The following is a 24,633-nucleotide window of genomic DNA, read 5'->3' as shown; positions in this document are numbered from 1 at the left end:
CTGGACGTTAGGCGTCAGGCCGTCGCGGCCAGGGCTTCTTCGTAATCCGTCCGGTAGTAAGCCGCCAGCGCGGTTTTCTGCTTTTCCGTCAGCAGCTTGCCCGCCATCTGGAAGAAGCGATGCTCTTCTTCTTTCAGGTGGTGCTCTACCTTCTCGGCCAGCTTCTTGGCCAGTGGCAGCCACGCAGGGCTGGAAGGCTCGGTTTCTTCGAGCGACTCCACCAGCTCATCGATCTGGTGGTGCTCGGAAATGGCGTGGCGCGACAGATCAATGCCTGCGTCGTGCGCCATCAGCGGGATGTAGAAGTGGCGGTCCTCCGCCTGGGCGTGGGCGGCGAGTTCCTTCTTGAGCTGATCGAAAAGATCGCGCCGCTCCGGCGTGTCGCCGCTGGTGTTGGTGAGTGCGCTGTACAGCGCGCGCTGGCGCTCGTGGCTTTCGCGCAGGGCTTCGAAGATGTTGGTGGTATCAGTCATGGTGGGCTGCGCAGTGGTGTGGCGGGCGGCGCGTGGCCTTACTTGAGCACCTTGCGCGCGGCGCCCACGCCGATGGCGGCCAGCACCACAAAAACCACGGCAATTACCAGGAACAGCACAAACAGCACCTTGGCGATGCCCGCCGCGCCTGCGGCAACCCCGCTGAAACCCAGGGCCCCGGCCACGAGGGAAATCAGGGCAAAAATGATGGCGTACTTCAGCATGGTGGTCGCTCCTTGCAGTGGATGTTGAGGCAGCTCGAGGCTGCGGAAGGTGTGCAGGAACGATACCGGTGGGCGGTGAGGTGCGCCGTCAGCGCAGGCGGGCGGCAGGTGTAGGAGAGTGCCGCTGGCGGGCTGGGTGAAGCGCCAAAAGAAAAGCCGCAACGCGGGGCGTTGCGGCTTGGTAGGCGGGGCGGCTCTGACGGTGTTTGGGTCTGGGCTCACATCGCTGGGCGATATGAGCCTTCTCCGTACCTTGGTCTGCGTTCACATCGCTTGCGCGATATGAACTCCGCCCGAAGACCGATACCGCGCTGTCAGCGCGGCGGGCTTACAGCCCGGCTGCTGCCCGAAGGGCCGCAGCTTTATCGGTCTTTTGGCCTGCGCTCACATCGCTGCGCGATATGAGCTTCGTCCACGTACGGAAAGCCGCGCGATGCGCGGAGGGCTTATAGCCTTATCCGTACCTTGGTCTGCGTTCACATCGCTGACGCGATATGAACCACGCCCGAAGACCGATACCGCGCAATTCGCGCGGCGGGCTTTACAGCCCGGCTGCAGCGCGCAGCGCAGCAGCTTTATCGGTCTTCTCCCAGTTGAACTCGGGTTCTTCGCGGCCGAAGTGGCCGTAGGCGGCGGTCTTTTCGTAGATCGGGCGCAGCAGGTCCAGCATCTGGATGATGCCTTTGGGGCGCAGGTCGAAGTGTGCGCGCACCAGCTTCGCGATCTGGTCGTCGGGGATCACGCCCGTGCCTTCGGTGTAGACCGTGATGTTCATCGGCTCGGCCACGCCAATCGCGTAAGCCACCTGGATCTGGCACTGGCGCGCCAAGCCGGCGGCCACGATGTTCTTGGCCACGTAGCGGGCAGCGTAGGCGGCCGAGCGGTCCACCTTCGTTGGGTCCTTGCCGCTGAACGCGCCGCCGCCGTGGGGGCAGGCGCCGCCGTAGGTGTCCACGATGATCTTGCGACCAGTCAGGCCGCAGTCGCCTTGAGGGCCGCCGATGACGAAGCGGCCGGTGGGGTTGATCAGGTAGCGCGTGTCCTGGATCCATTCCTTGGGCAGCACGGGCTTGATGATCTCTTCGATGATGGCTTCGGTGAACGAGGCCTTCATCTTGGTTTGCGTCTCGCTCTGGTCAGGGTGGTGCTGGGTGGAGAGCACCACGGTGTCGATGCTGTGGGGCTTGCCGTCCACATAGCGCATCGTCACTTGCGACTTGGCATCAGGGCGCAGGAAGGGCAGGCGACCGTCCTTGCGCAACTGGGCCTGGCGCTCGACGAGGCGGTGCGCGTAGTAGATGGGCGCGGGCATCAGCTCGGGCGTTTCATCGCAGGCGTAGCCGAACATCAGGCCCTGGTCGCCAGCGCCGGTGTTCAGGTGGTCGTCGCTCGCGTGGTCCACGCCCTGGGCGATGTCGTTGCTCTGCTTGTCGTAGGCGACCAGCACGGCGCAGCCCTTGTAGTCGATGCCGTAGTCGGTGTTGTCGTAGCCGATGCGCTTGATGGTGTCGCGCGCCACCTGGATGTAGTCCACATGCGCGTTGGTGGTGATTTCGCCCGCCAGCACCACGAGGCCGGTGTTGGTCAGCGTTTCAGCGGCGACGCGGCTGCGGGGGTCTTGTTTGAAGATCGCGTCGAGAATCGCGTCCGAGATCTGATCGGCCACCTTGTCGGGGTGGCCTTCGGAGACGGATTCCGAGGTAAAGAGAAAGTCGTTCGCCATTTGAATAAACTCCTGTGTTCCGGCATTTGGGGCGTTGCCCTCACCCCGAAGGAGATCTGGCGAACGCTTTAGCAGATTTTTTTAACGTCGCCCTGCAAGTTGCTCATTTAACTCAGCGACCCAGTTATTTTAATGCCAGTCGTCTTCCGATTCTTTTCCGTATTTCCGCTGTGGTTGCTGCACGTCATGGGCGCCGCCATGGGCTGGGTGGCGTTTGTGGCGTCTCCCACCTATCGGCGCCGGTTTCTCGCCAACTCGGCGCTGGCGGGCTATGGGTTTGGCGATGTGCGCGCTGCCGTGGCCCATGCGGGCCGCATGGTGGCCGAACTGCCACGCCTGTGGATGGGCGCGACGATGCCCTGCGCACTCACCGGCGAAGCCTGTGTGGAGCAGGCCTACGCCGCCGGTCGCGGCATCGTGTTTCTGACCCCGCACCAGGGCTGTTTTGAACTCTCGGCCCAGGCCGCAGCGCGGCGCTGGAGCGCGGAGCGTGGCCCCATCACCGTGCTGTACCGTCCGGCGCGCCAGGCCTGGCTGGCCAAGGTGATGGAGACCGCCCGCAACCGCCCCGGCATGCTGGCCGTGCCCACCACGCTGGCGGGTGTGCGCCAGATGATCAAGGCCCTGCGCCGGGGCGAGGCCGTGGGCCTGCTGCCTGATCAGGTGCCACCCGAGGGGCAGGGCCAGTGGGCGCCATTTTTTGGGCGTGACGCCTACACCATGACCCTGGCCGTGCGCTTGGCGCAGCAGACCGGCGCGGCCGTGGTGCTGGCGCGCTGCGAGCGCCTGCCCTGGGGGCGTGGCTATGTCACGCATTTCGAGCCACTCTCCGCTCCGCTGTCCGCCGACATGGACCAGGCCGTGCTGCAGATCAACCAGGCCATGGAACATCTCATCCGCCAATGCCCTGAGCAATACCTGTGGGGCTACGGCCGCTACAAGCAGCCGCGTGGCGAGGCTGCTGCGGCGGAGCCGGCCGCAGGGGGCGCAGCATGAAGGGCCTCACAGGGCGTTTGGGTGTGGGGTTCATGCGGGTGCTGGCGCTGCTGCCGCTGCCGGTGTTGCGCGGCATGGGCTGGCTGCTGGGCCAAGTGGCGTTTGTGCTGGTGGCGCCCCGCCGCAAGGTGGCACTGCGCAATCTGGCGCTGTGTTTCCCGGACTGGACCGAAGCGCGCCGCCGCGCCGTGGCGCGGGCCAGTTTTGTCGCGTTTTGTCAGACCTGGCTGGACCGCAGCTGGCTGTGGGCCGCGCCGCGTTCGGTGGTGGAGCAGCGTGTGCGCCTGACGGGAGCGGTGCACGAGCTGGAGGGCGACACGCCCACCATTTTGTTTGCGCCGCATTTCTACGGCATGGACGCGGGGGGGCTGGCCTTGCCGCTGCGCAGCAGCCGTGCTTTCACCTCCATCTTTGCCACCCACCCCGATCCAGCGGTGGATGCCTGGTTCATGGCGGGGCGCCAGCGCTTTGGCGATGTGCGCATGCTCAACCGTTCGGACGGCGTCAAACCCATCATTGCCAGCCTGCGCAAGGGCGGCTTGCTGTACCTGCTGCCCGACATGGACTACGGCCGCAACGATTCGGTGTTTGTGCCGTTCTATGGCGTGACGGCGGCCACCATTCCGTCGCTGTCTCGGTTTGCGCGGCTGGGCCGCGCCAAGGTGGTGGGCGTGTATTCGCGCATGACGCCCACCGGGTACGTGGCCGAGGTTTCGCCCGCCTGGTCCAACTATCCCACCGACGATGCCGAGGCCGACACGGCCCGTATGAACCGCGAACTGCAGGCCGTGATCGACACCATGCCCGAGCAGTACTACTGGGTGCACAAACGCTTCAAGACCCGCCCGGAGGGCGAGCCCTCCGTGTATTCCCGCTGAAATATCAGCAAAAATGGCTTGATGCGCTAGTAAATCATGCGCTGATAGCTATTGTTTGGATAGCAAAAAACGCTGGAGCTCCACGGCCACGCGCTCAGGGTGCTCGTGTACGACCCAGTGTGATGCCTGCTCCACCTGCTGCACCTGCAGCCGGGGGATCCAGCCGGGCAGGCCGTCCAGCAAGCCGGGCAGCAGGGCGGGGTCGTCCATGCCCCAGAGCACGAGCGTAGGCACATCCACCGTCAACATCGACTCGGGCAGGGTGATGGCCTGGGCGCCGGGGTCGCCCTCGCGCGGCGGGCGGATGGGGCTGGCCCGGTAGTAGTTGCAGGCACCATGCAACCCCTGTTGCCACAGGGCACGGTACTGGGCGCGCACCTCGTCGGTCAGCCATGCTGGGGCGCTGCCGTCCGGGGCGTTGAAAAAGGCAAACAGGCGGCGGAAGTCGTCTTCGGCCAGCAGGGCCTCGGCATCGGGCCTGCACAAAAAATGCATGTACTGGCTGCCCGCCTGCTGGGCGGCGTTGTGCGACAGCTCGCGCACAAAGGCGCCGGGGTGGGGCGAGTTGATGATGGCCAGGCGCTTCATCAGTTGTGGCTGCTGGTTGGCCAGGTTCCATGCCACGGCGCCGCCCCAGTCATGGGCCACCAGGCATTCCAGCGCACTGCCGGGGCATTCGTGGGCGATCAGCGCGACCAGGTCCTGCACCAGGTGCTTGGCGCGGTACGCATCCACCGCCTGCGGGCTGCTGGACGGGCCAAACCCCCGCAGGTAGGGCGCCACGCAGCGGTAGCCGCCGTGCTCGGGGCGGGCAAAGTGCAGCAGCAGTTCATCCCAGATGAAAGCCCCTTCGGGGAATCCGTGCAGGAACAACAGCACCGGGCGACCGGGGATGCCGCTCACGCGGCAGTGCAGGGTGATTCCGTGGGGGAGGTCAACAAGGCAATCTTGGATCATGACGCTATGCATTTTGTAGCTGCCAGCGCATGAAACGATTGCGCTTGCAGCTAGTTGGACTCGGATTCGCCGGTGGATGACGGCTGAGTGGGGCTGACGCTGTCAGCAGCAGCAGGGGGCTCTTCGGCGAGGGGCTTCACCGGGTGCGCCCACTGCCACAGCAACTGGGCGACTTCATCCACCCCTTGCTTTTTGAGGGCCGAGAACATCTTCACCTCGCCGCCACCCGCGTGCAGTCGCGTAATCGACAGCACCTTGGCCTGTTCGGCGCGCGTGAGCTTGTCGGCCTTGGTCAGCACGATGAGGAACTTGAGCCCTTCTTCCACGCGGGGGCGCACCACTTCGAGCAACGCCTCGTCCAGCTCGGTCAGGCCCAGGCGGGGGTCGCACAGCAGCACGATGCCGGTGAGGCCGGGGCGGCTGACCAGGTAATTCACCATCACCTGCTGCCAGCGCACCTTGTCCGAGCGGGAAACGGCGGCGTAGCCGTAGCCGGGCAAGTCGGCCAGCACGGCGTCCATCACCCCCTGCTTGCCCAGCGAGAACAGATTGATGTGCTGGGTACGCCCTGGCTTTTTGGAGGCAAACGCCAGCTGCTTTTGCTGGGTGAGGGTGTTGATGCAGGTGGATTTGCCCGCGTTGGAACGGCCCACGAAAGCGATTTCGGGCACGTCGATGGGCGGCAGGTGGTGCAGTTGCGCCGCCGTGGTGAGGAACCTGGCGGTGTGCATCCAGCCCATGGCGATTTTGGCGTCAGGTGCGGGCGGGAGAGAGCCAGCAACTGGCGCAGAGGGGGGTGTCGTCATGGGGAGTTGGGAGAGAAAGAACCATCATTGTAGAATCGCGAGGTTTTGCGCACATAAACACACACCCTCGATATGAAGTTGCTCGCCTCATTGCTGACGGCTGCCGCACTGGCAGCACCTGTTTTTTCGGCCTTTGCAGCGGGTGACGCACCCAAAGCGGCCAAGCCGGATCTCGTCAAGGGCGAGGCCAGCTTCACTGCGGTGTGTGCGGCCTGCCACGGCGCAGACGGCAACTCGGCCATCGCGGCCAACCCCAAGCTGTCGCAGCAACACCCCGAATACCTGGTCAAGCAGCTGCAGGAATTCAAGTCCGGCAAGCGCAACAACGCCATCATGAAGGGTTTTGCCACGGCCCTGTCGGACGACGACATGCGCAACATCGCCTACTGGCTCACGTCCAAGCCCGCCAAGGCCGGCTTTGCTAAGGACAAGGACCTGGTGGCCATGGGTGAGCGTATCTACCGCGGCGGCATTGCCGACCGCCAGATCGCCGCGTGCGCTGGCTGCCACAGCCCCAATGGCGCTGGCATCCCTGCGCAGTACCCCCGCCTGTCGGGCCAGCACGCCGACTACACGGTGTCGCAGCTGAACATGTTCCGTGACGGCTCGCGCGCCAACAGCATCCAGATGACCCAGGTCGCCGCCAAGCTCAACGACAAGGAAATCAAGGCCGTGGCGGACTACATCGCCGGCCTGCGTTGAGTGATTGCTTGATATTTGTCATGGCCCGGCCTGATTGACCGGGCGGCACGGAACCTACCGCCAATAACAACCCCAAAAAGGGCGGGTCCATCGCAGCGATGGTCCCGCCCTTTTTCTTTCGCGCTTCGCAGACACCGCTCCCACCCATGTCCGACAACACCCAGGGCCTTCGCATGAAGTCCGGCTCCCAGGCCCTGCGCGCCGGGGTCGAGCTGCTGTCTTCGATGCGGTTCGCCATCTCGCTGCTGACGGTGATCTGCATCGCCTCGGTCATCGGCACGGTGCTCAAGCAGCACGAACCTTCGGCCAACTACGTCAACCAGTTCGGACCGTTCTGGGCCGAGTTGTTTGGTGCCATCCAGCTCAACGCGGTGTACAGCGCCTGGTGGTTCCTGCTGATCCTGGCGTTTCTGGTCATCAGCACCTCGCTGTGCATTGCCCGCAACACGCCCAAGATCCTCACCGACCTCAAGGTCTACAAAGAGAACATCCGCGAGCAAAGCCTGAAAGCGTTTCACCACAAGGCCGAGGCTGCGCTCAGCGACTCTGCCGAGGCCGAGGCACGCCGCATCGGCACGCTGCTGGCGGGTGGCGGATGGAAGGTGCGGCTGCAGCAGCGCGACACCGCCGCTGGCCCAGGCACCGGCTGGATGGTGGCGGCCAAGGCGGGGGCGGCCAACAAAATCGGCTACATCGCAGCGCACAGCGCCATCGTGCTGGTGTGTGTGGGGGGGCTGCTGGACGGCGACCTCATCGTGCGGGCGCAGATGCTGCTGGGCGGCAAGTCGGTCTACACCGGGGGTGGGCTGATCGCCGATGTGAAGCCTGAGCACCGCCTGTCGGAGCGCAACCCCACCTTCCGGGGCAACCTGCTGGTGGCCGAGGGGACGCAGTCGAGCACCGCCATCCTGAGCCAGTCCGATGGCGTGCTGCTGCAGGACCTGCCGTTTGCGATCGAGCTCAAGAAGTTCATCGTGGAGCACTACTCCACCGGCATGCCCAAGCTGTTCGCCAGCGAAATCATCATCCACGACAAGGCCACGGGCGAGAAAACGCCCGCTCGTGTGGAGGTGAACCACCCGGCCAGCTACAAGGGCATCGAGATCTACCAGTCGAGCTTTGACGACGGCGGCTCGCACCTCAAGCTGCGCGCCGTACCCATGGTGGCGGGGGCCAAGCCTTTCGATGTTGAAGGGGTGGTGGGCAACTCCACGCAGCTCACCAACAAGGGCGGTGGCCCTGGCAGCGATACGCTGACGCTGGAGTTCACGGCGCTGCGCACCATCAACGTCGAGAACTTTGGTGGCGCTGGCCCGGGCGGCAGCGGTGCCGACGTGCGCAAAGTGGACCTGCGCGAGTCGGTGGAGTCGCGCCTGGGCGCCGCCAACAAGACCGTCACCAAAAAAGAACTGCGCAACGTCGGCCCCAGCGTGAGCTATAAGCTGCGTGATGCGGCCGGCCAGGCACGCGAGTTCCACAACTACATGCTGCCGGTGGACACCGGCGATGGCGTGCCGGTGTTCCTGCTGGGGGTGCGCGAGTCCCCGGCAGAGCCCTTCCGCTACCTGCGGGTACCGGCCGACGACAAGGGCAGCATGGACGGTTTCATGCGCATGAAGGCCGCATTGGCCGACCCCCAGGCCCGGGAGCAGGCGGTGCGCCGCTATGTGTCGCAGGCCATGGACGCCTCGCGCCCCGACCTGGCCGAGCAACTGCAGCAGTCTGCCGTGCGTGCACTCGCTTTGTTCGCAGGGCGTGGTGTGGTCGATGGCAAGCCCACGGGCGGGCTGCAGGCCATCTCGGACTTCATGGAAGCCAATGTGCCCGAGGCGGAGCGTGCGCGCGCAGGTGAGGTGCTGGTGCGCATCCTGAACGGCACGCTGTTCGAGCTGGCCCAGTTGACCCGCCAGCGTGAGGGCCTGCCGCCGCTGCCGCAGGACGATCAGACCCGGGGTTTTATGACCCAGGCCGTGCTCTCGCTCAGCGATGCGCAGGTCTACCCAGCGCCGCTGGCGTTTGAACTCAAGGACTTCACCCAGGTCCAGGCCAGCGTGTTCCAGGTGGCGCGAGCCCCTGGCAAGAATGTTGTCTATCTGGGCTGCGCCTTGCTGATCCTGGGCGTTTTTGCCATGCTCTACGTTCGCGAGCGGCGCGTGTGGGTCTGGGTGGCCCCGCAGGATGGCCGTACCCACGCCACCATGGCCCTGTCCACCAACCGCAAGACCATGGACGGCGACCAGGAGTTTGTCCAGCTCGCACAAAAACTGATCGGGGCGTCGCCCCGCGAAGGCACCGCATGAACACCGCGACTTCTACCTCGACCGCTACCACAATCACCCTGAACGAGGGGTTCTTCTCGCGCCGCAACTGGTTGGACTGGCTGTTTGCCGCCATCGTGGCCGTGGGCGGGCTGTATGCGCTGCAGCGCTACGGCGCCTTCATGGATGTCTATGAAAAGGGCATTTTGCTGGGAGCCATCCCGTGCACCATCTGGCTGGGCTGGTTCTGGCGCCCGCTGCGCGTGCTGATGCTGGTGGTGGCGGCCGTGGCACTCATGGCCATTGGCCTGTACCAGCAAGACGGGGCGGGCAGCCTGGCGCGGGCGGACACGGTGTTCGGCCTCAAGTATTTCCTGTCCAGCCAGTCGGCCATCCTGTGGATGAGCATGCTGTTTTTCATCAGCACGGCGTTTTACTGGGTGGGCATGTTTGCGCGCGGTGAAGGCAAGACGATGAGCATGCTGGGCTCGCGCATTGCCTGGGTGGCGGTGGCGATGGCGCTCATCGGCACGCTGGTGCGCTGGTACGAAAGCTACCTGATTGGCCCGGACATCGGCCACATCCCGGTCAGCAACCTGTACGAAGTGTTCGTTCTGTTTTGCTGGATGACGGCCGCGTTCTATCTGTACTACGAGCAGCAGTACGACACGCGCGCGCTGGGTGGTTTTGTGATGTTGGTGGTCAGTGCTGCCGTGGGCTTTTTGCTTTGGTACACCGTGGTGCGCGAGGCGCATGAGATCCAGCCGCTGGTCCCCGCGCTCAAGAGCTGGTGGATGAAGCTGCACGTGCCTGCCAATTTCATCGGCTATGGCACGTTTGCCCTTTCGGCCATGGTGGCGTTTGCCTACCTCATCAAGCAGCAGGCCACCGAAACCCGCTGGTACAAGCTGGCGCCGCTGTGGCTGCTGGGCGTGGTGCTGTGTTTCGAGCCCATCGTGTTCCGCCAGGGGGCGACGGAAAACGGCGGCAGCTACTGGATGGTGTACTTCGGCGTTTCGGCCTTCATCGTTGCGGGCATTCTGCTGGGCCGCAAGCGCATCGCGGCGCGCCTGCCCTCGTTCGAGATCCTGGACGACGTGATGTACAAGTCCATCGCGGTGGGCTTTGCGTTCTTCACCATCGCCACGGTGCTGGGTGCGCTGTGGGCGGCCGAGGCCTGGGGCGGCTACTGGAGCTGGGACCCCAAGGAAACCTGGGCCCTGATCGTCTGGCTCAACTACGCGGCCTGGCTGCACATGCGGCTCATGAAGGGCCTGCGCGGCACGGTGTCCGCCTGGTGGGCGCTGGTGGGTCTGGCTGTGACGACCTTCGCGTTCCTGGGCGTCAACATGTTCCTGAGCGGCCTGCACAGCTACGGCACGCTCTGAGAGAGCGAGCGCTGTTGACGATCCCTGCGAAATCGTCAACAGGCGCGGGGGGCATGTCGGGCTTTCGCAGGCGCACAGCAACTATTGCGTCTTCGGTGTAACCTGAGCGGTCCAGGGAACGAACTAACAGTTGTTCTGCTCTACCGCTGCAGCTGTTTCACCCACCATGACCGGAGCCACCATGCTGATCCCCTCACGCGATTCGGGTTTCAACCACCCGTACTCCTCCGAAATCACCCCCCGCTCGGTCTACGAAGACCGCCGCCAGATGCTCAAGCTGATGGCGGGTGGTGCTGCGGGCGCGGCCATGGCCGCCTGGGCAGGGCGGGAGGCCCTGGCGCAACAGGTGGCGGTCACGCGGCCCGGCAAGCTGGCGCCTCTGGCGGGCGCCAAGTCGGCAGTAGCGGGTGCGGTCTCCATGGAGAAGCTCACGGACTACAAGGACGCGAGCACCTACAACAACTTCTACGAATTTGGCACCGACAAGGCCGACCCCGCCCGCAATGCGCACACCCTTAAGACCAGCCCGTGGACGGTGGAAGTTGAGGGCCTGGTCAAGAAGCCCGGCAAGTACGGCATTGAAGACCTGATCAAACTCAGCGCGCAGGAAGAACGTATTTACAGACTGCGCTGCGTCGAAGGCTGGTCCATGGTCATCCCGTGGGTGGGGTACTCGCTGGCCGAGCTGATCAAGCGGGTGGAGCCTCAGGGCAGCGCCAAGTACGTCGAGTTTGTGACCCTGGCCGACAAGGCCACCATGCCCTTCGTGGGCTCGCGCGTGCTGGACTGGCCTTATGTGGAAGGCTTGCGCATGGACGAGGCCATGCACCCGCTGACCTTGCTGGCCTTCGGCATGTACGGCGAAGTGCTGCCCAACCAGAACGGTGCACCGGTGCGCTTGGTGGTGCCATGGAAGTACGGCTTCAAGAGCGCCAAGAGCATCGTGAAGATCCGCTTTGTCGAAAAGGAACCAGGCACCGCGTGGAACAAGGCGGCCCAGCAGGAGTACGGGTTCTATTCCAATGTGAACCCCAATGTGGACCACCCCCGCTGGAGCCAGGCGACCGAGCGGCGCATTGGTGAAGACGGCTTGTTTGCCAAGAAACGCAAGACGTTGATGTTCAACGGCTACGAAGCCCAGGTCGGCCAGCTCTACGCGGGCATGGACCTCAAGAAGTTCTACTGACCGCCTGGGCCTCGCTACCGTCCTGGGCGGTGTGCGAGGCCACGGTGGTTCTTGAATCGCAATGCTAAAACTATTGCTCCACCCCGCCGCCAAACCGGTGGTGTTCGTGTTGTGCCTGTTGCCGCTGGCATGGCTGGTCTATGCAGCGGTGGCGAACCAGCTGGGCGCCAACCCTGCAGAGGCGTTGATCCGCGCCACTGGTGACTGGACGCTGCGGGCGCTTTGCTTGGTGCTGGCGATCACTCCACTGCGCGTTATCACCGCCACCCCGCAACTGGCGCGGTTTCGGCGCATGCTGGGGTTGTTCGTGTTCTTTTACGGCGTGCTGCACCTGCTGAGCTACAGCTGGTTCGACATGGGTTTTGACATCCCGGACATCCTGCACGACATCGCCAAGCGGCCCTTCATCCTGGTGGGCACATTGGCCCTGGTGTTGCTGGCCCTGTTGGCTGCGACGTCGTTCAATCGCGCGATCAAGGCCTTGGGCGGCAAGCGCTGGCAGGCGCTGCACCGCACTGTCTATGCCGTGGCCGGGCTGGCGGTGCTGCATTTCTTCTGGATGCGTGCGGGCAAGAACAATTTTGGTGAAGTGACCATCTATGCCGCCATCCTCGGCGCGCTGCTGGGCTGGCGACTTTGGCACCGACTGCAAAAGCGGTCGGCTGCACCGGCCGGTTCAGCGGCAAGACGGACAGCCGCTGGATCTCCGGGACGTTAAATGCTATTAAATTTATAGCTTTTTGGGCTTGTAGTTGTAGCGCTTGCAGTCGATTTGACCAACATTTACCCATTGACTGCCCGCAGCGCAGGGCGCATCTGCCGGGTCACAGGGTCGATGTACGCGGTGGGAATCTGGTAGGCGCGATCATCGAACAGGTCGATGCCGCACATCAGGTTCTCGATCCATTCAAAGAAGTCGCTAATGGCTTCCTTGCCCATGATCGGGGCACCATGCTGCGGCACGATCATGGCAATGTCGAGCTGCCGGGCCATGCGTGCCCACAAGCGCAGGATCTTGTTGGACACCATGTAGCGGCGGTGGAACCCCTCCATGCGCGGAATGTGCGCCTTGAGGTCAGTCACCGGCACACGGGCCTCGGCCCCCGACATCATCGATACGCCCAGGTCGCCTGTGAAGAGGATGCGACTGACCGGGTCGTAGAAGTGGAAGTTGCCCTCGGAGTGCATGAAGTGCGCAGGCAGCAGCACCAGTTCATGGCGTCCCAGTGGCAGGTGGCCGCCACCGTCTGGCACACCGATCACGCGGTTTTCGGTTTTGCCCACCTTGGTGAAGTGCGGTGCAAAGCGCTCCCACACACGTGAGATCACCAGGTTGGCCTTGGTGCTGGTCATCCAGCGGTCCAGCGAGGCGATGATGTCCGGGTCTGCGTGCGAGGCGATCAGGTACGACAGCTTGTGCGGCGGGAAATGCTTGGTCATTCCCATGAACAGCTCGTTGAACGCGAGGTTGCCGCCCGGGTCGATGATGGCGCCGGTGTCGTCGTCCACGATCAGGAACTGATTGGCCTGCACGGCCTGCCCATCCTCCTCAATGAGGTCGGTGAACATCAGGCAAGCATGATTTTTGTCGCGGTAGAGTTCCAGGGCCATGGCCATCCTGCGGTGCAATAAAGCGCAGACTGTACGAGTACCCCTAAGGTTTGTGCTTGATGGAAATCAAGCGAAACCGCATTGCCTGGCCATTCTGCGCAGGCGATCGAATGCTTCAGCGTGGCTGCGAGGTGCTGGCCGCAGGCGACGGCGCAGTGTTGGTGTCGTTGCTCGGCGTGAGTGTTTGCGACAGCGTGGCACGCTGGCTCGCAGCAGGGCCGGTCGGCAGATACAACGGCCCCCGCTGGCCACAACCGAAGAGGGCTGCCGCACTGGCAGCAAGGACAAGCGTCCTGACTAGAATTTGGGGAGCTTTCAACATGCGCAAATTGTAATGACCGACCTCGAATTCATGGACCACGCCGAACAACTGCTGCTTGCCGTCGAGCGCAGTTGTGATCGCATCAACGACACCTCGGATGCCGATGTGGACAGCCAGCGCTCGGGGGGCATGGTGACCTTGACCTTTCCCAATCGCAGCCAGATCGTGATCAATCTGCAAAAGCCGCTGCACGAGGTGTGGATGGCGGCCCGATCGGGCGGCTACCACTACCGTTTTGATGGCAGCCACTGGCAGGATACCAAAGGCGCAGGTGAGTTTTTTGCGTGCCTCACGCGCGACGCGTCACAGCAGTCCGGCATGTCGCTGCAGTTTTCTGCGTGACGGTTTTCGCCCCGCCAGCCTGAGGGGCTGGTGCTGGGGCGTTGGGGCGATCAGTTACGGAACAAGTCCAGGATGCGACTGCGCTCTTCAGAAGGAGGAGGCGCCTGGGGGGCTACCGCAGGAGATGCGGATCGGTCTTCCACCCCCACGCTCGAAACACCCGCGTTGCGCGCGTATTCCTCGTAGAACCACTCGCCGCCCACATTCACGACACCGGGCGGCACCGTGGGCTCCATCACCGGCACACCCTTGAGCGCGCGCTCCATGAAGCTGATCCACACCGGCAGGCTCAGCCCGCCCCCGGTTTCCCGGCTGCCCAGATTACGCGGCGTGTCATAGCCAATCCAGGTCACGGCTGCTATGGTCGGCTGGAACCCAGCAAACCACGCGTCCACCGAATCATTGGTGGTACCGGTTTTGCCATAAAGATCGGGACGTTTCAGAGTCGCTTGAGCCCGTGCTGCAGTACCGGTGCGGGTCACTTCCTGCAACAGGCTGCTCATGACAAAGGCGTTGCGCGCATCAATGGCACGTGGCTGTTCACTCAACGCGGGAGGTGTGATCTCTGAAATCACCCGGCCCTTATGGTCGGTGACCTTGGCGATCAGCCAAGGATTGATGCGGTACCCGCCGTTGGCGAACACCGAATACGCAGAGGCCATTTGCAGAGGCGTCACTGAGCCTGCACCCAGCGCCATGGTCAGGTAGGCGGGGTGTTTCTCGGGGTCGAATCCAAACCGTCCCACCCATTCCTGTGCCGTCTTGGGGCCTACGGCCTGCAGGATTCGGATGGAGATCATGTTCTTGGACTTCGCCAAGCCGGTGCGCATGCTCATGGGGCCGTCGTACTTGCCGTCGTAGTTCTTGGGCTCCCAGGGTTGGCCGCCGGTGACACCCGCATCAAAGAACAGCGGGGCGTCGTTGATCACGGTTGCGGGCGTAAAGCCTTTTTCGAGCGCCGCCGAGTAAATGAAGGGCTTGAAGCTGGAGCCCGGCTGGCGCCAGGCCTGCGCTGCGTGGTTGAACTTGTTTTTGTCGAAGTCGAAGCCACCCACCAGTGCACGAATGGAGCCGTTGCGCGGGTCCAGGGCCACAAAAGCGCCTTCCACTTCGGGCAGCTGTGTAATTTCCCAGGCGCCCTTGGGTGTCTTGACCACACGGATCACAGCGCCACGCCGTATCTTGATATTGGGAGGGGCCTTGTCGCTGAGGCCGGATTGAGCAGGCTTCAGTCCATCGCCCGTGATCTCCACCGAATCCCCGTTGGCACGGGCGGCTAGGATGCGTTTGGCGGATGCCTCCAGCACCACCGCGGAGAGCACGTCGCCATTGTCCGGGTGGTTGGCCAGTGCGTCATCAATGGCGTCTTCCACCTCCTGGGCGCTGGCAGGCAGCGCTACAAACTTCTCCGGCCCCCGATACTGCTGGCGCCGCTCGTAATCCATGATCCCGCGCCGCAAGGCAACATAGGCAGCCTCTTGTTCTGCGGCATTGAGGGTGGTGTACACATTGAGACCGCGTGTGTAGGCCTCGTTGCCGTACTGGGCAAAGATCAGCTGGCGGGCCATTTCCGCCACGTATTCAGCGTGGATACGGGTGTTGTCGGGCCCCGTGCGGATTTTCAGTTCTTCTTTCTTGGCTTGCTCTGCTTGTTGCGCAGTGATGAAGCCGTTTTCTTCCATCCGCTCGATGATGTACTGCTGACGAGCGCGGGCACGTTTCGGATTGCTGATGGGGTTGTAGGCAGAGGGAGCCTTAGGCAAACCGGCAAGCATCGCAGCTTCGGCGATCGAAACGGATTTGAGCGGTTTACCAAAATAAGCTTCAGAGGCGGCTGCAAAACCGTAAGCACGATTGCCGAGGAAAATCTGATTCATGTAAATCTCAAGAATCTGATCCTTGGTCAGCAAATGCTCCAATTTGAAGGTTAGTAAGATTTCGTAAATTTTGCGAGTAAATGTTTTTTCTGAAGACAGATAAACATTGCGTGCCACCTGCATGGTGATCGTGGAAGCGCCTTGGCTTTTTACCCGGCCCAGATTGGCGAGACCCGCACGCAGAACGCCTTTGTAGTCCACCCCGCCGTGCTGGAAGAACCGGGCATCTTCAATCGCCAAAACGGCGTCTTTCATGACCTGCGGAATCTCGCCGATGGGTGTGAGGTTGCGACGTTCTTCGCCAAACTCGCCCAGCAAGGCTCCTTCCGCTGAGTACACCCGCAGCGGCAGTTTGGGACGGTAGTCCGCCAAGTCAGAGATGTCGGGTAGGTTGGGGTAGGCCACCGACAGAGCCACAGCAATTGTGAGCGCCAGGCCCAAGGCTGCGGCCGCCGCCAATCCCGTGATCCAAAGAGAGATACGAACCAACCAGCGAAGCCAACTGGGGCGGGTGCGAACAGGAGAGGAGTCCGACTTGTCGGAGGACTTCGAAGGGGAGGGCGGCATATCGCTCCGATGGGGTAAGACCGCCCATTATAAAAATGTCCACCGCTGGGGCTCGAAATCCAATTTCGTACTTGGCAAGGTGCCGCCGAAAGGCTTCCGGTAGTGGCCGAGCGGTATTGCAGCGCCCAAAAATTTCGTCTGCTTTTGGCAACGCTCTTCTGATGTTACAGGGGGAAAAATCTTTGCTGGAGAACTATCTTACTGATAGCATTCATGTGAAGTGTTAAGTTTTGTTGCCTCATTTTGGCAAGTTACAGGGGACCAATCTTGATCTCAATGGGGTCTTTGTTCAATCGCCAGTCTGCTCCGCTGCTGGGAATCGACATCAGCTCCTCCAGTGTCAAGCTGGTGGAGTTGGGACGCGATAAGGCGGGTAGTCTGGTCCTAGAGCGTTGCGCGATCGAGCCACTGGAGCGGGGCTGGATCACCGATGGCAACATCGAAAAGTTTGACGAAGTGGCGGACGCATTGCGTCGCTTGGTCAAGAAGAGCGGCACTAGAACCAAAAACGTGGCGCTTGCGCTGCCCCCTTCCGCAGTGATCACCAAGAAGATCACGCTGCCAGGTGGTATGACCGAGCAGGAGCTTGAGGTCCAGGTGGAATCCGAGGCCAACCAGTACATCCCGTTTTCGCTCGACGAGGTCAGCTTGGATTTTTGCGTTATCGGTCCCAGTAAAAACGCACCAGGGGATGTTGACGTTCTGATTGCCGCGTCCCGGCGTGAAAAAGTCCAAGACCGACAGGGCTTGGCGGAGGCCGCCGGGCTGAAGCCCGTGGTGGTCGATATTGAATCCCATGCATCACGACTGGCTGCTGGGCGCCTCATTGAAGCGCTGCCTAATAAAGGCGTGGATGCGATGGTGGCCCTTTTCGAGGTGGGAGCCCTGACGACCAGCATGCAGGTGATCCGGAACGAAGAGGTTCTGTATGACCGTGACCAAGCCTTTGGCGGCGCCCAGCTTACTCAGTTGATTGTTCGTCAATATGGTTTCTCGGTGGAAGAAGCCGAGAGCAAAAAGCGCAGCGGTGATTTGCCAGAAGACTATCAATCAGCGGTCCTCCGTCCTTTTGTTGACAGCATGGCCCAAGAGATTGGTCGCGCCCTGCAGTTCTTCTTCACAAGCACGCCGCACAACCGTGTCGACCACATCATGCTGGCCGGAGGCTCGGCCCCACTGCCAGGTCTTACAGAGGCAGTCACTCAGCAAACCGGTTTTGCATGCAGTGCTGTCAATCCTTTTGATGGCATGGAAATCGGAAGTTCCGTGCGACTGAAAAAAATGGTGCGTGAAGCGCCGTCCTACCTGACCTCTTGCGGTCTCGCTATGCGGAGGTTTCTGCAGTGATTCTCATCAATTTGTTACCTCATCGTGAAGAGGCTCGCAAGCGTCGCAAGGAGGCGTTCCAGGCGACGATGTTTGCGTCGTTTCTGTTGGGTCTTGCTATTGCTGGAGCCATCTATTGGTGGTTTCAGATCATGATCACGGATCAGCAGAATAAGAATACCTTTCTCCAGCAAGAGATCAAGGTGCTGGAAGGACAGATCAAGGAAATTGCGTCCATAGAGGATGAGATTGCTTCCTTGCGTGCACGCCAAAAGGCTGTCGAAGATCTGCAGTCAGATCGCAATTTGCCTGTTCACCTGCTCACCGAATTGGTTAAGCAGTTACCTGATGGTGTATACGTCACCGCAATAAAGCAAGTTGGCCAAACGATAACAATGCAAGGGATGGCCCAATCTAATGAGCGCGTTTCTGAGTTGCTGCGTAACTTGGCTAGTAATACGCCATGGCTTGCGAAGCCGGAGTTGACGGAAATTACGGCAAGCACGGTAGCTTTGAGCCAAAGGGACCAGCGGAGGGTTTCTTCCTTTAACTTGAGGTTTCAGCTGGTCCGTGCTAGTGACGCTCAAAAAGTCATAGAGGCAGCAAGTGCCACCGCTTCGTCGCCAGGAGGTAAATGATATGGCGAAGTCAACAGAAAAATCGATCAGCACAGCTGAGCGTCTCGAAGCCATTCAGCGACAGTTTAAAAATTTAGACACAAGGGATCCCTCAGCTTGGCCGGTATTGCCCAAGGTTATCCTTTGTGTTTTTATCGCTGCTGCAGTCGCGATCGTTGCATGGTTTGCTTTTTTGCAGGAATATGAAGTGCAACTGGAAGAGGAGCGTAGCAAAGAGCTGGTTTTGCGGACTGACTATCAAAAGAAACTTGTAAAAGCTGTCAGTCTGGATGCGTTGAAGAAACAGCGCGAGCAAATACAGCAGTATGTTATTCAACTTGAAAAGCAGCTTCCTAGTAAAGCCGAAATGGCAGCGCTTCTTTCTGATATCAACCAGTCTGGTTTGGGGCGAAGCCTGCAGTTCGAACTTTTTCGCCCTGGTCAAGTTGTCGTGAAAGACTACTATGCTGAATTACCTATAACGATACGAGTGACCGGGAAGTATCACGATATCGGTGCATTTGCTTCAGATATTGCGCACTTGTCGCGCATTGTCACTTTGAACAATATGGCAATTGTTCCGAATGCTCGTGATGTGTTAACCATGGACGCAACCGCGCGAACCTTTCGATATCTGGATCCTGAAGAAATACAGGCGCAGAAAAAGGCCGGGAGTGTCAAGCAATGAAAGCTAATATTCGGATACTCCTTGTTCTTGGCGTATTCGTCCTGTCCGGCTGCGGGTCGTCCGGAGAGGATGAGTTGAGAGTTTGGATGGCCGAGCAGAGGGCTAGTACCAAACCAAATGTTCAGCCCTTGACGGAGCCAAAAAAATTCTTTCCAGAACCTTATGTACAAGATGATGTTATCGAGCCGTTTAACCAAGGTAAGCTAACTCAGGCGCTGAAACGCGATTCTAATCAAGTGGCTTCAAACGCTGCGCTGATCGCTCCGGAGATGAATCGTCGTAAAGATCCGTTGGAGGCCTTTCCTCTTGATGCAATCGTAATGGTGGGAAGCTTGAATAAGTCAGGAGCCCCAACTGCACTAGTTAAAGTTGACAATTTAATTTACCAAATCAAGGTTGGAAATTATTTGGGTCAAAATTATGGAAAGATTGTTCAGATTACCGAAAATGCAATCCAGTTGCGCGAAATTGTGCAAGATGCAACTGGGGATTGGATAGAACGTTCAGCGTCGCTTGATCTGCAAGAGGGCAAAAAATGAAACAATATAGTGGCCATTTATTAAATTACTGCCGTAGCGCTGCTGTTGGCGTTTCAATGCTTTTTGCATCCTTTAGCGCGTTTGCTGGAGGGGCTATTAGTGCTATTTCTGCTAGTGTCCAGGCTGGCGTTGAGACGCTAAAGATTGACTTCACCGACCCACCCTCAGTTTTGCCTACAGGGTTTGCAACACAATCCCCTGCCCGGATAGCGTTAGATTTTCAAGGGATTGTTAATTCTTCTGGCAAAAATACGCATGAGATTAATCTTGGGAACCTAAAATCTGTAAATGTGGTTCAGGCTGGTGATCGGTCGCGCATTGTTTTGAACTTAAAGGTGCCAGCAGCTTACAAGATTGATCTCTCGGGGAGGTCTCTATTTCTTTCATTGGAGTCTGTGGCCTCTGGGGCTGCTATGGCGCCCTCGCAGTCTGTTGCGTTTTCAGAAAGTCAGAACAGCGATGTACTGCCCCTGAAGGATATAGATTTTCGTCGCGGTGCTGACGGTGCTGGGAGAGTGATTGTTAATCTTGCCAGTAACCAAGTAGGCGTTGATCTGCAGCAACAAGCTAAAGGCATTACTGTGGAATTCATGCGCTCATCTCTGCCTGAAGGATTGCGCCGGCGTTTGGATGTCACAGACTTTGGTACCCCTATTCAGACAGTAACCACAAGCCAGGCTGGCGAACGTGTTCGGATGCTCATCGAGTCTAGTGGTGATTGGGAGCACAGTGCGTACCAAAGCGATAATCAGTTTGTGATTGAAGTTCGACAGAAAAAAATCGATCTGAGCAAATTGACCCAAGGGCCAGGGTACTCTGGGGAAAAGCTGTCGTTGAATTTTCAAAATATTGAAGTGAGATCGCTTCTTCAAGTGATTGCTGACTTTACAAATTTTAATATCGTTACATCTGATACCGTGACGGGCGCATTAACTTTGCGGCTCAAAGATGTTCCCTGGGACCAAGCGCTCCAAATCATAATGGATGCCAAGGGGCTTGGTATGCGAAAAACGGGTTCTGTTCTTTGGATCGCGCCCAAGGACGAAATAGATGCACGGACAAAAAAAGATTTTGAAGCTGCTCAAGCCATTCAGAAGCTAGAGCCTTTGAAGACTCAGTCTTTCCAGTTAAATTATGCGAAGGCGGCGGATATTGTTGCCCAGCTAACAACAAGTGTTGGCGCGACAGGAACGGCTATTACTACTCGGTTTTTGTCTGAACGCGGGAGTGCCATATCAGAGCCACGCACGAACCAGATTTTCGTAACCGATACGCCAAGCAAACTTGAGGAGGTCCGTTTGCTGTTGGCTAGCCTGGATGTGGCGGTGCGTCAGGTTTTGATTGAGGCGCGTATTGTGGAAGCCCGCGACACTTTTGGCCGATCGTTGGGTGTACGGCTTGGGGCGACGGATTTGAGGGCGAATCGTGGTGGAGACGGTGGCTATAGCATCGGAGGAGCCAATCGCGTAGCGCTCGGAACGTCCTATAACGACGCTGTTGCTTCTAGCGGTGCTGGCGGTACAACGAATACAAGCGGCACTTTTGTGAATCTGCCTGCCAGCTTGTCAAACGTCAGTAGTGTGGGTAACTTCGCTCTTTCTATTTTTAACTCGGCTGCGAACAGATTTTTGACTCTCGAGTTGTCAGCGATGGAGGCTGATGGTAAAGGTCGCGTCATATCAAGTCCTCGCATTATTACGGCTGATCAAACTAAAGCACTAATTGAACAAGGAACTGAGTATCCTTATGCAGTGACAGCCCCTAATGGTGCGACAACGCTTGCATTCAAAAAGGCGGTGCTGAAGTTGGAAGTGACGCCCCAGATAACTCCAGAAGGGAATATTATTCTGGATTTGGATGTTAATAAGGACAGTCGTGGTGAAACAACTACTCAAGGCGTTGCTATCGATACAAAGCATGTCAAAACTCAGATTTTGATAGAAAATGGTGGTACTGTTGTGATTGGTGGTATTTTTGAAATGGAAGAGACCAATCAGGAGAATAAAATCCCGGTGCTAGGTGATGTGCCTGTTGTTGGTAATTTGTTTAAAAATAGGACTAGAGAGTCGACAAAGAGGGAAATGCTGATTTTTATTACTCCAAAAGTAATCAGTGATCGTACGGCATCTAGGTAAATGTATAAACTAAGGAAGAAAATGTTTAAGCAATTCAAATTTCTACCAGTTGCGCTATCAGTGGCTTTGACGGCATGCGGCGGAGGTGGCGGCAGTGCTGGTGAGACTCAAGAGTCATATACCATCACCGTTCGTGCAGAGAAGGATAAATTGCCGTTGAATATCTCTGGTATTGGCCCTGGAACTGGTGTTTATCGACCTTATACAACTACCTTATATGTAGATGCTAAAAAAGGCGGGGCTCCGATTCCTGGTGGGGAGGAAATTTTTGCTTGTAACCTCTCTGCGGGGTTGGATTCTGGTTCGCTTTACTATCTTGATGGTAATCCCGAGCACGAAACCGAAGTGGATGATGGTAATGGTGGAAAGATTAAAGTTCCAAACGCCTATCGCAGTATTACTCTAGGTTCGAATTCTGGTGGAAATTCGTTTCACTTTCACGCGGGAAACCAAGCGGGCGTTGCTCGAGTCGTTTGCTCCGTCACTGATCCGAGAGATAAACAGCAAAAATTTGCTAGTGCCGATATTTCTGTTGGAGGTGCAACAGGTAAACCAGCCAGTGTTCGTCTAGAAGCACAGATACCTGGGTATTTGGGGACCAAGGGGAATGCTAACGGGCTATTGCCTCAAATGGCAATTCAAGCATTTGTGCTCGATGATGCCAACCAGCCTGCTTCAAGTATCACCGGTGGGAATGTGCAGGTTCGGATTCTGTCCGGCACGGAAGCCGGACAAGGAGCTCGATTGGTCGCAGGCTCTCAGAGTGGTAGCGTTTTGCAATTGCCCTCCATAGGCGGTGTAGCAACATTTTCGTTGCTTAGTGGAACCGAGACTGGACCAATCTTCCTTGAACTGGCCGCGGATCGATTTGATAACAACGTGAGCAACGGCATCACGGACCCTATGACGGCTATCGTTCCTGTTTCCGTGCTTGAGGCCGTAACTGCGCCTCCGGTGTTTGCAGGAGCTGATTTGGGCGACGTCACGAAGGAAGTGCCTTTTACTTCCTTGTTGACGGTGACCGGGGGGTTGCCTCCATACACTTGGAGCGCCACTGGACTTCCCGCTGGGTTGAGTATTGATGCCAGCACTGGATTGCTAAGTGGTAAGGCCAGTAAAGACGCGGAAGAGCGTGAGTACCGTGCTACCGTAACGGTTACTGATAAGAACAAAGTTTCTGCATCGGGTACCGTGAAGCTGAAGTTGGTAGGCGGATTGCCTGAAGATTTTGCGATTGGTGATTGCAACTCAAACACGGTGTGCTCTCTTGGCTCTGCCCCCGTCGGTGTTAATTTCACTTACTCCTTCGTATCCTCGGTCAGTAGCGTCACGTGGCAGTTCACCGGACTCCCTGGATGGCTAACGAGTGGAACGACTGGGTCTGCAGGTGTGCTGAATGGTAGGCCGGCTGTAGCCGACTGCGGTGCACGTGAATTTTTGGTGACCGCTAGCAAAGGGGCTGCAACGGTCACTCGGCGGTTCAGTATCACTGTGGTTAGTGGAAGCACTCCTGCTCTTGCTTGCCCATGACAGGATGGCTGCTCGCTTAGGGTAAAAACCTTCAAGGCCTGATTTCTTCTGCTCATGTCCCCGGCTTGTCCGGGGATTTTTTTGTCTATTCTTCTCGCTCCAGCTGCGCCCCGAGGTGTCTCAATTAGGAATGGTCTGTATAGGCGGACCGCCCGACGCGGGGGCGCAGCTACAGTGCGTCAGCGGCAACGGCGTGTAACCTGAGAACTTAGGCTTTCTCTTGTTGCTTGTACTCTGAGTGGGCGCCGGTTGCTAGAGCTGCGTTCTCTGCCGGTCAACGTTTCAGAGAGCACGGTTAAATACAGGCAAAATGGTGGGGCGATGTATTTCGCCGCCATCACTTGAGTCAAAAAATATCCATGCCCTCAATTCCCCAAGAAGTTCCAATTGATCTGGGTGAGCGCAGCTACCGCATCGTTATCGGCGGGGGGCTGCTAGCCGATGCCGCGTCCTATGATGGTTTGCCTCACGCCACTGCTGCTCTGATCGTTAGCAATTCAACCGTCGCCCCGCTCTACTCTGAGCGACTGCGAACAGCGCTTTATGGTCGATATGCTCAGATTCATGAGGTCCAGCTACCGGATGGTGAGGAGCACAAGAACTGGGGGACCTTACAGTCGATATTTGATGCTCTATTGAAACGTGGTTGTGATAGAAAGACTGTATTGTTCGCACTCGGCGGTGGTGTAGTAGGAGACATGACTGGTTTTGCTGCGTCTAGTTACATGAGGGGTGTTCCTTTTGTGCAAGTACCCACCACTCTCCTTGCTCAAGTGGACTCATCGGTGGGCGGTAAGACCGGTATTAATCACCCGTTGGGCAAGAATATGGTGGGGGCGTTCTATCAGCCTCAGCGCGTCGTTTGCGATTTAGATGTGCTGGCCACTTTGCCAGCGCGTGAGTTCAGTGCAGGTCTGGCCGAGGTCATCAAATACGGTCCGATTGCTGATATGGAGTTTTTCGATTGGCTGGAGCATTCTATGGATGGCATCATGGCCCATAAGAATGACGCTTTGGCTCATATGGTGCGCCGTTGTTGTGAGATAAAGGCGACGGTAGTGGGTCAGGACGAGCGTGAATCTGGTTTGCGCGCTATCCTGAATTTTGGTCACACTTTTGGTCATGCCATTGAAGCGGGTATGGGTTATGGCATATGGTTACACGGCGAGGGAGTGGGTGCTGGCATGGTGATGGCTGCAGAACTGTCGTGTCGGCTCGGATTGGTGGATGAGATCTTTGTTCAGCGATTGGTGTCGATGATCCGTAGAGCGGGGTTGCCTGTTAAGGGGCCTATTTTGGATAGTAAAGACAACGCGGGTCGTTATCTTCAGCTCATGAGGGGAGACAAGAAGTCTGAGGCTGGCGAGATCCGTTTTGTGTTGATAGAAAGTCCGGGCAAAGCGGTGGTTCGTTCCGCGCCTGATCGGTTGGTGCGTGAAGTCATTGATGCATGTTGCAGCTGAGGCTTCTTTGTTGAAGTGTTTCTTT

Annotated in this window: 23 protein-coding genes; 15 read left to right on the top strand and 8 right to left on the bottom strand. The window is 58.8% G+C overall.

Going from position 1 to position 24,633, the window contains the following annotated elements:
* Positions 1 to 14: 14 nt before the first annotated feature.
* The 3 genes from ACT531_RS20245 to metK form a co-directional block, all read right to left on the bottom strand.
* Complete coding sequence (locus ACT531_RS20245) at positions 15 to 473, bottom strand: hemerythrin domain-containing protein (RefSeq protein WP_476018575.1); 459 nt, start codon at positions 471 to 473, stop codon at positions 15 to 17.
* Positions 474 to 511: 38 nt separating this feature from the next.
* The gene (locus ACT531_RS20240; protein WP_010462162.1) at positions 512 to 697 is read right to left on the bottom strand and encodes a DUF1328 domain-containing protein; all 186 of its coding nucleotides are present in this window, start codon (positions 695 to 697) and stop codon (positions 512 to 514) included.
* Positions 698 to 1,238: 541 nt separating this feature from the next.
* Positions 1,239 to 2,420 carry a methionine adenosyltransferase gene (gene metK / locus ACT531_RS20235; RefSeq protein ID WP_476018574.1) on the bottom strand — a complete coding sequence of 394 codons (1,182 nt, stop codon included), beginning with the start codon at positions 2,418 to 2,420 and terminating at the stop codon, positions 1,239 to 1,241.
* 132 nt (positions 2,421 to 2,552) lie between these two features.
* Between metK and ACT531_RS20230 the strand changes: the two genes are divergently transcribed.
* Both ACT531_RS20230 and ACT531_RS20225 read left to right on the top strand, forming a co-directional pair.
* Positions 2,553 to 3,416 (top strand): lysophospholipid acyltransferase family protein, encoded by an 864-nt coding sequence (locus tag ACT531_RS20230; RefSeq protein ID WP_476018573.1) that lies wholly within the window; start codon positions 2,553 to 2,555, stop codon positions 3,414 to 3,416.
* Positions 3,413 to 4,294 (top strand): lysophospholipid acyltransferase family protein, encoded by an 882-nt coding sequence (locus ACT531_RS20225; RefSeq protein ID WP_476018572.1) that lies wholly within the window; start codon positions 3,413 to 3,415, stop codon positions 4,292 to 4,294. The genes ACT531_RS20230 and ACT531_RS20225 overlap by 4 nt, the downstream gene beginning before the upstream one ends.
* A gap of 48 nt (positions 4,295 to 4,342) precedes the next feature.
* On the opposite strand, the gene ACT531_RS20220 is transcribed toward ACT531_RS20225, so the two are convergent.
* Together ACT531_RS20220 and yihA are read right to left on the bottom strand one after the other, a co-directional pair.
* Positions 4,343 to 5,251: an alpha/beta fold hydrolase gene (locus ACT531_RS20220; RefSeq protein WP_476018571.1), complete on the bottom strand. Its 909-nt coding sequence runs from the start codon at positions 5,249 to 5,251 to the stop codon at positions 4,343 to 4,345.
* Between the two features lie 50 nt (positions 5,252 to 5,301).
* Positions 5,302 to 6,057: a ribosome biogenesis GTP-binding protein YihA/YsxC gene (yihA, locus tag ACT531_RS20215; protein ID WP_260666368.1), complete on the bottom strand. Its 756-nt coding sequence runs from the start codon at positions 6,055 to 6,057 to the stop codon at positions 5,302 to 5,304.
* Between the two features lie 72 nt (positions 6,058 to 6,129).
* Here yihA and ACT531_RS20210 point away from each other — a divergent pair, with 72 nt between their 5' ends.
* The 5 genes from ACT531_RS20210 to ACT531_RS20190 all read left to right on the top strand — a co-directional run bounded on the left by ACT531_RS20210 (position 6,130) and on the right by ACT531_RS20190 (position 12,309).
* Positions 6,130 to 6,759: a c-type cytochrome gene (locus tag ACT531_RS20210; RefSeq protein WP_015012649.1), complete on the top strand. Its 630-nt coding sequence runs from the start codon at positions 6,130 to 6,132 to the stop codon at positions 6,757 to 6,759.
* 146 nt (positions 6,760 to 6,905) lie between these two features.
* Positions 6,906 to 9,059 (top strand): cytochrome c biogenesis protein ResB, encoded by a 2,154-nt coding sequence (locus tag ACT531_RS20205; protein WP_476018570.1) that lies wholly within the window; start codon positions 6,906 to 6,908, stop codon positions 9,057 to 9,059.
* On the top strand, positions 9,056 to 10,405 hold the full coding sequence (gene ccsB / locus ACT531_RS20200; RefSeq protein WP_060987681.1) for a c-type cytochrome biogenesis protein CcsB: 1,350 nt from the start codon (positions 9,056 to 9,058) through the stop codon (positions 10,403 to 10,405). Before ACT531_RS20205 ends, ccsB begins: the two co-directional genes overlap by 4 nt.
* A 181-nt stretch (positions 10,406 to 10,586) precedes the next feature.
* Positions 10,587 to 11,591: a protein-methionine-sulfoxide reductase catalytic subunit MsrP gene (msrP, locus tag ACT531_RS20195; RefSeq protein ID WP_015012652.1), complete on the top strand. Its 1,005-nt coding sequence runs from the start codon at positions 10,587 to 10,589 to the stop codon at positions 11,589 to 11,591.
* A gap of 61 nt (positions 11,592 to 11,652) precedes the next feature.
* The gene (locus ACT531_RS20190) at positions 11,653 to 12,309 is read left to right on the top strand and encodes a protein-methionine-sulfoxide reductase heme-binding subunit MsrQ (protein ID WP_476018569.1); all 657 of its coding nucleotides are present in this window, start codon (positions 11,653 to 11,655) and stop codon (positions 12,307 to 12,309) included.
* A gap of 65 nt (positions 12,310 to 12,374) precedes the next feature.
* Here ACT531_RS20190 and ACT531_RS20185 read toward each other — a convergent pair whose 3' ends face one another.
* Positions 12,375 to 13,202, bottom strand: coding sequence for an oxygen-binding di-iron domain-containing protein (locus ACT531_RS20185; protein WP_015012654.1), 828 nt, complete (start codon positions 13,200 to 13,202; stop codon positions 12,375 to 12,377).
* Between the two features lie 115 nt (positions 13,203 to 13,317).
* Positions 13,318 to 13,524: an LPS translocon maturation chaperone LptM gene (lptM, locus tag ACT531_RS20180; RefSeq protein ID WP_476018568.1), complete on the bottom strand. Its 207-nt coding sequence runs from the start codon at positions 13,522 to 13,524 to the stop codon at positions 13,318 to 13,320.
* 12 nt (positions 13,525 to 13,536) lie between these two features.
* On the opposite strand from lptM, the gene cyaY reads away from it, so the two are divergent.
* Positions 13,537 to 13,866 carry an iron donor protein CyaY gene (gene cyaY / locus ACT531_RS20175; protein ID WP_110959754.1) on the top strand — a complete coding sequence of 110 codons (330 nt, stop codon included), beginning with the start codon at positions 13,537 to 13,539 and terminating at the stop codon, positions 13,864 to 13,866.
* 50 nt (positions 13,867 to 13,916) lie between these two features.
* Here cyaY and ACT531_RS20170 read toward each other — a convergent pair whose 3' ends face one another.
* A complete protein-coding gene (locus tag ACT531_RS20170) occupies positions 13,917 to 16,310 on the bottom strand; it encodes a penicillin-binding protein 1A (protein ID WP_476018567.1) in 2,394 nt (797 codons plus the stop codon).
* A gap of 267 nt (positions 16,311 to 16,577) precedes the next feature.
* Between ACT531_RS20170 and ACT531_RS20165 the strand changes: the two genes are divergently transcribed.
* The 7 genes from ACT531_RS20165 (at position 16,578) to aroB (ending at position 24,608) form a co-directional block, all read left to right on the top strand.
* Positions 16,578 to 17,657, top strand: a complete 1,080-nt coding sequence (locus ACT531_RS20165; protein ID WP_015012658.1) for a pilus assembly protein PilM — start codon at positions 16,578 to 16,580, stop codon at positions 17,655 to 17,657.
* Positions 17,654 to 18,274, top strand: coding sequence for a PilN domain-containing protein (locus tag ACT531_RS20160; RefSeq protein WP_476018566.1), 621 nt, complete (start codon positions 17,654 to 17,656; stop codon positions 18,272 to 18,274). The genes ACT531_RS20165 and ACT531_RS20160 overlap by 4 nt, the downstream gene beginning before the upstream one ends.
* A gap of 1 nt (position 18,275) precedes the next feature.
* Positions 18,276 to 18,941 carry a type IV pilus inner membrane component PilO gene (locus ACT531_RS20155; RefSeq protein ID WP_476018565.1) on the top strand — a complete coding sequence of 222 codons (666 nt, stop codon included), beginning with the start codon at positions 18,276 to 18,278 and terminating at the stop codon, positions 18,939 to 18,941.
* The gene (locus ACT531_RS20150; RefSeq protein WP_476018564.1) at positions 18,938 to 19,480 is read left to right on the top strand and encodes a pilus assembly protein PilP; all 543 of its coding nucleotides are present in this window, start codon (positions 18,938 to 18,940) and stop codon (positions 19,478 to 19,480) included. The genes ACT531_RS20155 and ACT531_RS20150 overlap by 4 nt, the downstream gene beginning before the upstream one ends.
* A complete protein-coding gene (locus ACT531_RS20145) occupies positions 19,477 to 21,615 on the top strand; it encodes a type IV pilus secretin PilQ (protein ID WP_476018563.1) in 2,139 nt (712 codons plus the stop codon). Before ACT531_RS20150 ends, ACT531_RS20145 begins: the two co-directional genes overlap by 4 nt.
* A 21-nt stretch (positions 21,616 to 21,636) precedes the next feature.
* Positions 21,637 to 23,145 (top strand): Ig domain-containing protein, encoded by a 1,509-nt coding sequence (locus tag ACT531_RS20140; protein WP_476018562.1) that lies wholly within the window; start codon positions 21,637 to 21,639, stop codon positions 23,143 to 23,145.
* Positions 23,146 to 23,504: 359 nt separating this feature from the next.
* Positions 23,505 to 24,608 (top strand): 3-dehydroquinate synthase, encoded by a 1,104-nt coding sequence (gene aroB, locus ACT531_RS20135; RefSeq protein WP_476018561.1) that lies wholly within the window; start codon positions 23,505 to 23,507, stop codon positions 24,606 to 24,608.
* The last annotated feature ends 25 nt before the right edge of the window (positions 24,609 to 24,633 follow it).

Source organism: Acidovorax sp. DMC1, assembly GCF_056314325.1.
The sequence above is the reverse complement of the archived record's forward strand: the minus strand, read 5'-3'. Positions and strand labels throughout refer to the sequence as shown.

What these genes read in the sequence shown, in the direction of transcription:
- ACT531_RS20185 (WP_015012654.1), bottom strand. Translation starts at nt 13,202, where the DNA reads ATGGCCCTGGAACTCTACCGCGACAAAAATCATGCTTGCCTGATGTTC.
- ACT531_RS20240 (WP_010462162.1), bottom strand. Translation starts at nt 697, where the DNA reads ATGCTGAAGTACGCCATCATTTTTGCCCTGATTTCCCTCGTGGCCGGG.
- ACT531_RS20230 (WP_476018573.1), top strand. Translation starts at nt 2,553, where the DNA reads ATGCCAGTCGTCTTCCGATTCTTTTCCGTATTTCCGCTGTGGTTGCTG.
- msrP (WP_015012652.1), top strand. Translation starts at nt 10,587, where the DNA reads ATGCTGATCCCCTCACGCGATTCGGGTTTCAACCACCCGTACTCCTCC.
- ACT531_RS20150 (WP_476018564.1), top strand. Translation starts at nt 18,938, where the DNA reads ATGAAAGCTAATATTCGGATACTCCTTGTTCTTGGCGTATTCGTCCTG.
- ACT531_RS20145 (WP_476018563.1), top strand. Translation starts at nt 19,477, where the DNA reads ATGAAACAATATAGTGGCCATTTATTAAATTACTGCCGTAGCGCTGCT.
- aroB (WP_476018561.1), top strand. Translation starts at nt 23,505, where the DNA reads ATGCCCTCAATTCCCCAAGAAGTTCCAATTGATCTGGGTGAGCGCAGC.
- ACT531_RS20210 (WP_015012649.1), top strand. Translation starts at nt 6,130, where the DNA reads ATGAAGTTGCTCGCCTCATTGCTGACGGCTGCCGCACTGGCAGCACCT.
- ACT531_RS20205 (WP_476018570.1), top strand. Translation starts at nt 6,906, where the DNA reads ATGTCCGACAACACCCAGGGCCTTCGCATGAAGTCCGGCTCCCAGGCC.
- ACT531_RS20140 (WP_476018562.1), top strand. Translation starts at nt 21,637, where the DNA reads ATGTTTAAGCAATTCAAATTTCTACCAGTTGCGCTATCAGTGGCTTTG.
- ACT531_RS20155 (WP_476018565.1), top strand. Translation starts at nt 18,276, where the DNA reads ATGGCGAAGTCAACAGAAAAATCGATCAGCACAGCTGAGCGTCTCGAA.
- ACT531_RS20170 (WP_476018567.1), bottom strand. Translation starts at nt 16,310, where the DNA reads ATGCCGCCCTCCCCTTCGAAGTCCTCCGACAAGTCGGACTCCTCTCCT.
- ACT531_RS20190 (WP_476018569.1), top strand. Translation starts at nt 11,653, where the DNA reads ATGCTAAAACTATTGCTCCACCCCGCCGCCAAACCGGTGGTGTTCGTG.
- ACT531_RS20245 (WP_476018575.1), bottom strand. Translation starts at nt 473, where the DNA reads ATGACTGATACCACCAACATCTTCGAAGCCCTGCGCGAAAGCCACGAG.
- ccsB (WP_060987681.1), top strand. Translation starts at nt 9,056, where the DNA reads ATGAACACCGCGACTTCTACCTCGACCGCTACCACAATCACCCTGAAC.
- metK (WP_476018574.1), bottom strand. Translation starts at nt 2,420, where the DNA reads ATGGCGAACGACTTTCTCTTTACCTCGGAATCCGTCTCCGAAGGCCAC.
- yihA (WP_260666368.1), bottom strand. Translation starts at nt 6,057, where the DNA reads ATGACGACACCCCCCTCTGCGCCAGTTGCTGGCTCTCTCCCGCCCGCA.
- lptM (WP_476018568.1), bottom strand. Translation starts at nt 13,524, where the DNA reads ATGTTGAAAGCTCCCCAAATTCTAGTCAGGACGCTTGTCCTTGCTGCC.
- ACT531_RS20225 (WP_476018572.1), top strand. Translation starts at nt 3,413, where the DNA reads ATGAAGGGCCTCACAGGGCGTTTGGGTGTGGGGTTCATGCGGGTGCTG.
- cyaY (WP_110959754.1), top strand. Translation starts at nt 13,537, where the DNA reads ATGACCGACCTCGAATTCATGGACCACGCCGAACAACTGCTGCTTGCC.
- ACT531_RS20220 (WP_476018571.1), bottom strand. Translation starts at nt 5,251, where the DNA reads ATGATCCAAGATTGCCTTGTTGACCTCCCCCACGGAATCACCCTGCAC.